Annotated in this window: 8 protein-coding genes and 4 tRNA genes; 4 read left to right on the top strand and 8 right to left on the bottom strand. The window is 74.5% G+C overall.

Annotated elements, in window-relative coordinates:
• Nucleotides 1–52: 52 nt before the first annotated feature.
• Both ACFUEL_RS28510 and ACFUEL_RS28515 read right to left on the bottom strand, forming a co-directional pair.
• Nucleotides 53–1,468 (bottom strand): hypothetical protein, encoded by a 1,416-nt coding sequence (locus ACFUEL_RS28510; protein WP_380239641.1) that lies wholly within the window; start codon nucleotides 1,466–1,468, stop codon nucleotides 53–55.
• A gap of 87 nt (nucleotides 1,469–1,555) precedes the next feature.
• Nucleotides 1,556–2,092 carry a hypothetical protein gene (locus tag ACFUEL_RS28515; RefSeq protein WP_380239642.1) on the bottom strand — a complete coding sequence of 179 codons (537 nt, stop codon included), beginning with the start codon at nucleotides 2,090–2,092 and terminating at the stop codon, nucleotides 1,556–1,558.
• A 235-nt stretch (nucleotides 2,093–2,327) separates the two neighbouring features.
• On the opposite strand from ACFUEL_RS28515, the gene ACFUEL_RS28520 reads away from it, so the two are divergent.
• Nucleotides 2,328–2,483: a hypothetical protein gene (locus ACFUEL_RS28520; protein ID WP_380239643.1), complete on the top strand. Its 156-nt coding sequence runs from the start codon at nucleotides 2,328–2,330 to the stop codon at nucleotides 2,481–2,483.
• Nucleotides 2,484–2,496: 13 nt separating this feature from the next.
• Here ACFUEL_RS28520 and ACFUEL_RS28525 read toward each other — a convergent pair whose 3' ends face one another.
• Nucleotides 2,497–3,093 carry a TetR/AcrR family transcriptional regulator gene (locus ACFUEL_RS28525; protein WP_380239644.1) on the bottom strand — a complete coding sequence of 199 codons (597 nt, stop codon included), beginning with the start codon at nucleotides 3,091–3,093 and terminating at the stop codon, nucleotides 2,497–2,499.
• A 210-nt stretch (nucleotides 3,094–3,303) separates the two neighbouring features.
• Between ACFUEL_RS28525 and ACFUEL_RS28530 the strand changes: the two genes are divergently transcribed.
• Both ACFUEL_RS28530 and ACFUEL_RS28535 read left to right on the top strand, forming a co-directional pair.
• On the top strand, nucleotides 3,304–4,446 hold the full coding sequence (locus tag ACFUEL_RS28530) for an acyl-CoA dehydrogenase family protein (RefSeq protein WP_380239645.1): 1,143 nt from the start codon (nucleotides 3,304–3,306) through the stop codon (nucleotides 4,444–4,446).
• A gap of 34 nt (nucleotides 4,447–4,480) precedes the next feature.
• Nucleotides 4,481–5,242, top strand: coding sequence for an SDR family NAD(P)-dependent oxidoreductase (locus ACFUEL_RS28535; RefSeq protein WP_380239646.1), 762 nt, complete (start codon nucleotides 4,481–4,483; stop codon nucleotides 5,240–5,242).
• A gap of 23 nt (nucleotides 5,243–5,265) precedes the next feature.
• Here ACFUEL_RS28535 and ACFUEL_RS28540 read toward each other — a convergent pair.
• The 5 genes from ACFUEL_RS28540 to ACFUEL_RS28560 form a co-directional block, all read right to left on the bottom strand.
• Nucleotides 5,266–5,338, bottom strand: a tRNA-Gly gene (locus ACFUEL_RS28540).
• A 12-nt stretch (nucleotides 5,339–5,350) separates the two neighbouring features.
• Nucleotides 5,351–5,423, bottom strand: a tRNA-Gly gene (locus ACFUEL_RS28545).
• 25 nt (nucleotides 5,424–5,448) lie between these two features.
• The gene (locus tag ACFUEL_RS28550; RefSeq protein ID WP_380239647.1) at nucleotides 5,449–6,843 is read right to left on the bottom strand and encodes an SDR family NAD(P)-dependent oxidoreductase; all 1,395 of its coding nucleotides are present in this window, start codon (nucleotides 6,841–6,843) and stop codon (nucleotides 5,449–5,451) included.
• Nucleotides 6,844–6,884: 41 nt separating this feature from the next.
• Nucleotides 6,885–6,958: transfer RNA gene (locus ACFUEL_RS28555), tRNA-Ser, on the bottom strand.
• A gap of 11 nt (nucleotides 6,959–6,969) precedes the next feature.
• Nucleotides 6,970–7,044: transfer RNA gene (locus tag ACFUEL_RS28560), tRNA-Ala, on the bottom strand.
• A 210-nt stretch (nucleotides 7,045–7,254) separates the two neighbouring features.
• Here ACFUEL_RS28560 and ACFUEL_RS28565 point away from each other — a divergent pair.
• On the top strand, nucleotides 7,255–9,057 hold the full coding sequence (locus tag ACFUEL_RS28565; RefSeq protein ID WP_380239648.1) for an AMP-binding protein: 1,803 nt from the start codon (nucleotides 7,255–7,257) through the stop codon (nucleotides 9,055–9,057).
• Nucleotides 9,058–9,179: the final 122 nt, after the last annotated feature.

Consider the following 9,179-nt stretch of genomic DNA (forward strand, 5'->3'; position numbering starts at 1 on the left):
GTGTCGGACCGGTGCCGCCCCGCCGGGGTGCGCGTGGCGCGCCGCGCGCCGCTCAGACCTGCGGCCGCCAGACCCGCAGGTAGTCCGCGGCGGCGGTGATCGCGTTGTCGTTGGACGGCGCGGGGTGCCAGTAGCCCGCGCAGATGGACAGGTTGAGGATCAGGTAGGCGCTCCAGTTCGGGCCGGTGCCGGTGTGGTCGGAGAAGACCAGCTTGTGGTTGATGTACCAGTCGTTGTTGTACGCCCCGTAGTGGACGCCGATGCTGACCCAGGCGCCGGGGTAGATCTCGTCGGCGTCGGTGTAGTAGGTGCCGGCGCTGTTGATCCGGTTGGAGAGTTCCAGCAGGTTCGGGTTGTCCGGGTGGTACTCGAAGGAGTCGATCTCGTTGCCGCCGTCCTTCCACGTCCACAGCGCGGGCCAGGCGCCGTTGCCGCTGGGCAGTTGCAGCCGGACCTCCGCGTAGTCGCCGGGCCGGACCTGGAAGCCCTGCTGGGTGTACTCGGTGGTGAGCAGGCCGGTGTCCCAGGACTGCTTGCCGTTCTCCAGCCGGTTGGCGCCGGGGGTACCGGTGAAGGTGTTGGCGCCGTTGCGGGTGCTCAGCGCGCCGGGCTGCAGCCAGTCGAGCTTGTCGTCGTCCGGGTTGTGGTTGCCGTACCTGTACGCGCTGGTCCGGTCGTCCTCCCAGGTGGTGCCCAGGGCGGGCGGGTCGGTGAAGTTCTCGTCGAAGACCAGCCGTCCGGCGGGGATCGGCGGGACGGGCGGGGTGACGGACTTGGTGACGGTCAGCGTCTTGCTCGGCAGGTTGTGGTACTCGCTGCCGATCCGGTACCAGCCGAACTCGGTGTAGGTGCCCTCGGCGAAGCTCCGGGCGGCGGTGGTCAGGACGTAACCCTGCGGGCAGATCCGCACGTCGGAGGCGGTGCCGGGGAAGTCCAGCACCTGCTGGTTCGCGTCCCGGACGCCGATGCCGACCTCGTCGACGTCCAGGCAGGCGGTGGAGTTCACCGCGAGCGTGCCGGTGACCTGGGTGTCGGCGACCGCCTTGGTCGGCAGCAGGGCGAGCTGGCGGACGGTGGGCGCGGCGACGGTCAGGGTCTGGCTGGGCAGGTTGTAGTACGTCGAGCCGATCCGGTAGAAGCCGAACTCGGTGTACGTCCCGGCCGGGAAGCTGCGGGTGGCGGTGGTCAGGGTGTAGCCGCCGGGGCAGATCCTGGTCCGGCCGGCCGAGCCGGGGAAGTCCAGGTTCTGCTGGTTGGCGTCCCGGACCGCGACGCCGAGTTCGTCGACGGTGACGCAGGTGGTGAGCGAGCCGACCGAGAGCGTCGCCGCGACCGGGGTGTCCGGCAGGGCGCTGGTCGGGGCGAGGCTGCGCTGCTGGATCCGCGGCGCGGCGGAGGCCGGCGCGGCGGGCAGCAGCGGGACGACGAGCAGCAGCGACAACAGCGCTACGCGGCGGGGCAGGGACACGGAGCTCCGATCGGCCGTCGAAACGGGGGGTGCGGGAGGATGGCGGGTGTGCGGGTGCGGGCGCGGGTGCGGTGACCGGGCACCGGGCTACTGCTCGACGTCGATGGTGAAGGCGCGGGTGGGGACGGTCCGGGTGGGCCGGTCCGGGTCCTGGACGGAGACCAGGCCGCCGGAGAGCCGCTGGCCGGGGCGCACGTCGTCCGCGATCCGCAGCGGGAGGAGCACCGTCGCGGTGCGGCGCAGCGCCAGGCCCTTGCGGAAGTCGCAGACCAACTCCCGCCGCGCGTCGTCGTACCGGCAGCTTTCGGGGAAGACCTTGCCCTCCACCGTGACGTGCTTGGGCAGCTTGACCGTGGTGTGGAAGTGGTCGCTGACCTCGTTGGGGCCGAGGTTGGCCACCAGGGCCCGCACCACGGTGAGGCCGCGCACCTTGGTGCGGTCCACCGACACGTTCACCACCTGCAGGCCGTCCTCGCTGTTCGGGGCCCGCTGTTCGTCCGCGCCGACCGCCGCGCGTCCGCCGAGCGGCGTCACGCCGGACGCCACCGCTGCGGTCCCCGTCCCGGCCACGCACAATGCGGCCGCGATGCCGATGCGCCACCAACCGCGCCGACCGATGCTCACCGTTCAGCCACCTCCCGTCGTCGTCAACTCCCGGCAGGATCGGCCGTTCTCGCGGGTGACGGCGCGGCGACGCACCGCCGCGCGGGCACGAGAACCCGCGCGGCGGACATAGGTCGGACTATCCGAAAGGACGATCCGGTGATGAGCTTCCCGGGGCCGGGGCCGGGCCGTGGCCGGGCCGCGGCCGGGTCGGGGCGGCTACCGGGGCCGGGCCGGTGCGCGGCACACTGGGGGCATGGAACCCACCGAGCCCGAGGGCGGCGAGCCCGCCTGCTTCCTGAACCTGGTGTGCGAGGAGTGCGGCAAGGTCCGCGAGAACGGCCGCTGCCCGCTGTGCGAACCCGCCGCGGAGGCGTCCGGCCCGGCTCCCGCGCGGGAGGACGAGGGCTGATCCCCGGCGGGGCTCAGCGCAGCAGGCCGTGCAGCAGCAGTTCCGCCAGGTGCCCGTACGCCTCGGCGTCGGCCAGGCCGGTGGCCTCGGCGACTTGGCGCTGCTGGATGCGGACCATCACCGAGCTGATCACGTCCGCGGCGAAGGCCACGTGGGTCTCGCGGAAGGCGCCCGCCGCGACGCCGTCGTCGATGAGCTGCTGGATCTGCCGGGCGGCGGCCCGGGTGTTGCGGCCGTAGACCTCGGCGGCGGGTTCGAAGGCGGCCAGGTCGTCGAAGAACCGGGCCGAGCCGGGGGCGAGTTCGGCGGAGACGGCGCGCAGGTAGGCGGCCAGCCGGGCGGCCGGGTCGCTCTCGGCGGCCAGGGCAGCGCCGACCCGGGCGGTGGCCTCCCGGAAGAAGTGCACCACGGCCGCGCGGACGAGCTGCTCCTTCGAGCCGGCCAGGCCGTACAGGGTGCGCTTGGAGCAGTGCAGGCGGGCGGCGAGGTCGTCCAGGGTGAACTGGGCGAAGCCCTCGGCCACGAACAGCGCCACCAGTTCCTCGAAGAGCGCGCTGCGGCGCGCGGCGCCCCGTCCGGTGGGCTGGGGGGCGGCTGCGCGGTCGATCACCCGGCCAGTATGACAGTCGGCCCCGGCCGCCCCGCGTCTCCTCCCCCGCGCCTCCTTTCCCGCGCGGACGCCCCGCTCCCGCCCCGCCCCGCCGGGTGCCCGCTCGGTGCCCGCCGGGTGCCCGCTGCCCGGGGGCTGCCCGCGCCCGACACTCTGCGCTACGCTGACCGGTACTGACGTACCGCTTTGCGTACCGCTTGGAGCCGGAACATGGCCGTGGATCGCTTGCTGCCCACCGAGGAAGCCGCCGACCTGATCGCGTTGACCCGTGATCTCGCCGACCGGGAGCTCGCGACCAGGGTCGCCTCCCACGAGAAGGAGGAGCGCTACCCGGAGGGGCTGTTCGCGCTGCTCGGGCAGGCGGGGCTGCTGGGCCTGCCCTACCCGGAGGAGTTCGGCGGCGGCGGGCAGCCGTACGAGGTGTACCTCCAGGTGCTGGAGGAGCTGGCGGCCCGCTGGGCGGCCGTCGCGGTGGCCACCAGCGTGCACACGCTGGCCTGCCACCCGCTGACCGCGTACGGCACGCCCGAGCAGCGGGAGCGCTGGCTGCCCCGGATGCTGGCGGGCGAGCTGGTCGGCGGCTACAGCCTCTCCGAGCCGAACGCGGGCTCGGACGCGGCGGCGCTGACCTGCCGGGCCGAGCCGGTGGACGAGGGGTACCGGATCACCGGCACCAAGGCGTGGATCACCCACGGCGGCAAGGCCGACTTCTACGCGCTGTTCGCCCGCACCGCGCCCGGCCCGCACGGCGTCTCCTGCTTCCTGGCGCCCGGACGGGCCGACGGCCTGAGCTTCGGCCCGCCGGAGGAGAAGATGGGCCTGAACGCGGTGCCCACCACCGCCGCCTACTGGGACGGCGCGCTGCTGGAGCGCGAGCGGCTGATCGGCGCCGAGGGCCAGGGCCTGCCGATCGCGTTCTCCGCGCTCGACTCGGGTCGGCTGGGCATCGCGGCCTGCGCCACCGGCCTGGCCCAGGCCGCGCTGGACCAGGCCGTGTCGTACGCCAACGAGCGCACCACCTTCGGCCGCCGGATCGTCGACCACCAGGGCCTGGGGTTCCTGCTCGCCGACATGGCCGCCGCCGTCGACTCGGCCCGCGCCACCTACCTGGACGCGGCCCGCCGCCGCGACCTGGGCCGCCCGTTCAGCCGGCAGGCCAGCGTGGCGAAGCTGGTCGCCACCGACGCCGCGATGAAGGTCACCACCGACGCGGTGCAGGTGCTCGGCGGCTACGGCTACACCCGGGACTTCCCGGTCGAGCGGTACATGCGCGAGGCCAAGATCATGCAGATCTTCGAGGGCACCAACCAGATCCAGCGCCTGGTGATCAGCCGCCAGTTCGCCGCCCGCTGACGCCAACCAGCCTTCCCTGAAAGGACGTTCCACCATGCAGCTCTCCGGCACCGCCGCCCTCGTCACCGGCGCCGCCTCGGGCCTGGGCGCGGCCACCGCCGCCCACCTGGCCTCGCTCGGCGCCGCCGTGTACGGCCTCGACCTGCCCAAGGCCGTGGAGTCCGCCCCCGCGCAGCCCGACGGCGTCACCCTGCTCGGTGCGGACGTCACCGAGGAGCAGCCGGTCCGCGCGGCGCTGGAGCGGATCGCCGCCGACGGCCGCCCGCTGCGGCTGGCGGTCAGCTGCGCGGGCATCGCCCCGTCCGCGCGGGTGGTGGGCCGGCGCGGCCCGCACGACCTGGACCTGTTCCGCGGCGTGCTGAACGTCAACCTGGTCGGCACCTTCAACGTGATGCGGCTGGCCGCGGAGGCGATGTCCGGGCAGGAGCCGGACGCGGCCGGGCAGCGCGGGCTGGTGGTCAACACCGCGTCCATCGCGGCCTTCGAGGGCCAGGTCGGGCAGATCGCGTACGCGGCGTCCAAGGCGGGCGTGGCCGGGATGACCATCACGGCGGCCCGGGACCTCGCGCAGTACGGCATCCGGGTGGTCACCATCGCCCCCGGCATCGTCGACACCCCGATGATGGCGGGCTTCTCCGAGGAGGTCCGCTCCGGCCTGGCCGCGACCGTCACCTTCCCGCAGCGGCTGGCCCGCCCCGAGGAGTACGCCAAGCTGGTCGCGATGATCGCCGAGCACGACTACCTGAACGGCGAGACCATCCGGATGGACGGCGCGCTGCGGATGGCCGCCCGCTGAGACCTCCGCCGGGTTCTCCGGGATGGGGCCGACCGGATTCGAACCGGCGTCCTCCGGCTAGGTAGGCCGGTGCATCTGCCGCTGTGCTACGGCCCCGCCCCCGGGTGACGGGGCCGGTCGGATTCGAACCGACGTCCTCCGCATTGGCAATGCGGCGCGCCTGCCGCTGCGCTACGGCCCCGTCGCGGTGATCGTAGGGGCTGCGCTCACCACTGCGCCACCTGATAATCCTTCAGGAAGACGCCCGCGAACGGCTCCCCGGCTTCGCCGCGGACGATCGGGTCGTAGACCCGGGCCGCGCCGTCCACGATGTCCAGCGGGGTGCGGAAGCCGTGGTCGGCCAGCCGGGTCTTCTTCGGGGCCGGGTTCTCGTCGGTGATCCAGCCGGTGTCGACCGCGCACATGTAGACGCCGCGGGTGGCGAGTTCGGCGGCGCTGGTGCGGGTGAGCATGTTGAGCGCGGCCTTGGCCATGTTGGTGTGCGGGTGGCCGGCCGTCTTGTTGCGGACCTCGAACCGGCCCTCCACCGCGGTGACGTTGACGATGTAGCGGCGCGGGTGCGGGGACGCCTCCAGCAGCGGCAGCAGCCGGTCGCAGAGCAGCGCCGGGGCGAGCGCGTTGACCAGCTGGGTCTCCAGCACCTCGGCCGGGTCGAGGCCGCCGAGCGTCGCCGACCAGGAGTTGCCCGGCGCGGTGTCGGGCAGCAGCCCGGCCTCGTCGACCGTCCCGGCGGCGAGCCCGACCGGCAGCAACACGCCTGCGTCGGCGGCGAGTTCGGCGGCGGGCCAGGCGGCGGCGAGCGCGGGCATCGGGCGGAACCCGGGCGCGTGGCCGACCTGCGCGGGCACCGGGCCGTGCTCCCCGGCGGCCAGCAGGGCGTACGACCCGGGCGGGCGGCGCAGGGTCTGCGCGGCGTTGTTCACCAGGGCGTCCAACGGTCGCCCCTCGGCGCGCAGTTGCTCGCACAGGCCGAGGACCTGGCGCGGGTCGCGCAGGTCGATGCCGACGATCCGCAGCCGGTGCAGCCACTGCGCGCTGCCCTCGGCGGCGCGGAAGCGGGCGAGGGTGTCGTGCGGGAAGCGGCTGGTGACGAGCAGTTCGGCGCCGTCGCGGAGCATCATCAGGGCCAGCTGGAAGCCGATCTTGACCCGGCCGCCGGTGAGCAGCACCCGGCGGCCGGTCAGGTCGGTGCTGAGCGCGCGGCGGGCGGTGTGGTCGGCGGCGCAGTCGGGGCACAGCCGGTGGTAGAAGCCGTCGACCTGCCGGTAGTGCTGCTTGCAGACGTAGCAGCGCTGGGGGCGGGCGAGTTCGCCGATCGGGACGTGTCCGGCGGCGGTGGGCAGCGGGGCGTCCTCGCGGCGGTCGGTGCCGCCGGTGGCGGTGGCGCCGACCAGGGCGGCGTCGTCCCGAGTGGTCTCGGCGCGGCGGGTGCGGCGGCGGGCGTGCCGGCCGTCGCGGACGAAGGACTCGGTGCCGCGCTCGGCGCGCAGCCGCACCGGGTGGTCGGCGGGCAGCAGCCGCAGGCGGCCCAGCGTCCGCTCGAAGGCGGCGAGTTCGGCCTCGTCCGGCTCCTCCGGGAGGCTCGACGGGGGCGTGCTCATCGAACGGTCCTCCGGGGGCGGTGGTGCACGGGGGCGACGGGTGGGCCCGGCCGGATTCGAACCGGCGTGTTCCGCACGAGCAGTGCGGCGCGTCTGCCTCTGCGCCACGGGGCCCCCGTCAGGGCCTCCCGGGGGCCGGATTCGAACCGGCGTGATCCGCGCTGCTAACGCGGCGCGTCTGCCTCTGCGCCCACGCCCGGGAGGTGGCAGTGATCCTAACGGCAGGTCGCGGACGACCGGAAGCGCTTTGTCCGCGGGCCCGCGGCGGCGGCCCGGGAGGCCGCCGGTACCGGCGGTGACATGCGGTGTCGCCCTTGACCGGTGATCACCGGAGCTGGCAGCGTGCCGGTATGCCCGCGGCCGGGCAACGAGGCGGCGGCCGGGGCCGAAGAGGCAGGGACGGACACACAGATGGCACCGGACACGGCCGCTCGACGGGACTCGGACTCGGACTCCGCCGCGCACCGCGACTTCCGCGCGGCGCGGGACCACCTCCTGGCGGAGCGCGGCGACCTCGACGCCGCCCGCGCCTTCCCGCGCCCCGCCGGCGAGCACTTCAACTGGGCGCTGGACTGGTTCGACGTCGAGGCGGCGGGCAACGCGGCGGTCGCCCTGCGGGTCGTCGACCTGGACGCGGACGGCACGCTGCGGCAGGAGACGGCGCTGTCCTTCGACGAGCTGCGGGAGCGCTCGGACCGCACGGCCGGCTGGCTGCGCGCGCAGGGCGTCGCCCGCGGGGACCGGATCCTGCTGCTGCTGGGCAACCAGGTGGCGCTGTGGGAGGTGATGCTCGCGGCGATCAAGCTGGGCGCGGTGGTCATCCCGGCGAGCACCCTGCTGACCGCGGACGACCTGGCCGACCGGCTGACCCGGGGCCGGGTGCGGTACGTGGTCGCCGAGTCCGCGCTCACCGGCGGCTTCGCCGGGCTGGAGGGCGGCTGGAGCGGGATCGCGGTCGGCGGGCCCGTCCCCGGCTGGACGGACTACGCCGGGGCGGCCGAGTACACCGGCGGCTTCGCGCCGGACGGGCCGACCCGGGCCGAGGACCCGCTGCTGCTGTACTTCACCTCCGGCACCACCAGCCGCCCCAAGCTGGTGCAGCACACCCACCGCTCGTACCCGGTGGGCCACCTGTCGACGATGTACTGGATCGGCCTGCGGCCGGGGGACGTCCACCTGAACGTGTCCTCGCCGGGCTGGGCCAAGCACGCCTGGAGCAACTTCTTCGCGCCGTGGAACGCCGGCGCGGAGATCCTGATCGTCAACCAGCCGCGCTTCTCGGCCCGCCCGCTGCTGGACGCCCTCGTCCGCCACCGGGTGACCTCGTTCTGCGCGCCGCCCACGGTGTGGCGGATGCTGCTGCTCGAGGACCTGGAGCGGTGGCGGCCGCCGCTGCGCGAACTGGTCGGCGCGGGCGAGCCGTTGAACCCCGAGGTGGTCGAGCGGATCGAGCGGGCCTGGGGCGTCGCGCTGCGCGACGGCTACGGGCAGACCGAGACCACCGCGCAGATCGGCAACACGCCGGGCCGGCCGGTCAAGCCCGGCTCGATGGGCCTGCCGCTGCCCGGCTACGACGTCGTCCTGGTCGACCCGTTCACCGGCGAGGAGGTCACCGGCACCGGCGAGGACGGCGAACTGTGCCTGCCGCTGGCGTCCGCGCCGCTCGGGCTGATGGCGGGCTACCAGGACGACCCGGAGCGGCACGCCGAGTCGATGGCCGGCGGCCGCTACCACACCGGGGACGTGGCGCAGCGCGACGCCGACGGCTACTACACCTTCGTGGGCCGCGCGGACGACGTCTTCAAGAGCAGCGACTACCGGCTGTCCCCGTTCGAGCTGGAGAGCGTGCTGATCGAGCACCCGGCGGTGGCCGAGGCCGCGGTCGTCCCCTCCCCCGACCCGCTGCGGCTGTCCGTGCCCAAGGCGTACGTCATCCTGGCCCCCGGGCACGAGCCCGACGCCGCGACGGCCCGCTCCGTCCTGGCCTTCGCCCGCGAGCGGCTCGCCCCCTACAAGCGGATCCGCCGCCTGGAGTTCGCCGACCTGCCGAAGACCATCTCCGGCAAGATCCGGCGGATCGAGCTGCGCCGCCTGGAGGAGGAGCGCCACGCGGCGGCCGCGGGCAGCGCCACCGGCCTGGGCGCTCCCGGTGCCCCGGCCCGGGGCGAGCGCGAGTTCTGGGAGGAGGACTTCCCCGGCCTCAAGGACGCCTGACCCGCTGTCGGACCGTCCGGGGTGCCCCCTTCCCCCGCGACGGCCGAACGGCGGCGGGCCGGGTGGCCCGCCGCCGTTCGAGGAGTGCCGCCGGGACGTCAGCAGCACAGCCCGGTGTTCTT

It is taken from the genome of Kitasatospora sp. NPDC057198 (genome assembly GCF_042670125.1).
Taxonomy (GTDB): domain Bacteria; phylum Actinomycetota; class Actinomycetes; order Streptomycetales; family Streptomycetaceae; genus Kitasatospora.

Bases quoted from the DNA above. Each gene is read 5' to 3' on its own strand.
- ACFUEL_RS28520 (WP_380239643.1), top strand. From the start codon at position 2,328: ATGGAACCCACCGAGCCCGAGGGCGGCGAGCCCGCCTGCTTCCTGAAC.
- ACFUEL_RS28530 (WP_380239645.1), top strand. From the start codon at position 3,304: ATGGCCGTGGATCGCTTGCTGCCCACCGAGGAAGCCGCCGACCTGATC.
- ACFUEL_RS28535 (WP_380239646.1), top strand. From the start codon at position 4,481: ATGCAGCTCTCCGGCACCGCCGCCCTCGTCACCGGCGCCGCCTCGGGC.
- ACFUEL_RS28550 (WP_380239647.1), bottom strand. From the start codon at position 6,843: ATGAGCACGCCCCCGTCGAGCCTCCCGGAGGAGCCGGACGAGGCCGAA.
- ACFUEL_RS28565 (WP_380239648.1), top strand. From the start codon at position 7,255: ATGGCACCGGACACGGCCGCTCGACGGGACTCGGACTCGGACTCCGCC.